The organism is Rhodococcus sp. PAE-6 (assembly GCF_025290685.1).
Classification (GTDB): domain Bacteria; phylum Actinomycetota; class Actinomycetes; order Mycobacteriales; family Mycobacteriaceae; genus Rhodococcus; species Rhodococcus pyridinivorans.
Genome location: NZ_JAOCLZ010000243.1, coordinates 1 through 234, shown reverse-complemented (window position 1 = coordinate 234; position 234 = coordinate 1). Strand labels below are relative to the sequence as shown.

The window sequence follows — 234 nt, the reverse complement described above, 5'->3', positions numbered from 1 at the left end:
TAGCCCGTGGGGTCGCGGGTTGCACGGGTGCCACCTTCGCGGGAGCTGCCTGCGCCGGAGCGGGCTTCGCACCACCGGACGTGCGTGCGGTCTTCGCCGGTGCGCGCGTCGTTCCGGCCGGCTCGCGGGTGGCGCGCAGTTCGTCGGTCTCGACCGGCAACTCGTCGTCGACGCCCTTCGGCCGCACCATCACGGTGCTGCCGCGGATCGATACCACCCGCGCCGACGTCCCCG

At 74.4% G+C, this 234-nt stretch carries 1 pseudogene; it reads right to left on the bottom strand.

The annotated features are described in order from the left end of the window. Window positions 1–234 (bottom strand): annotated as a pseudogene (locus NVV99_RS26900) (translation initiation factor); the annotation flags it as partial.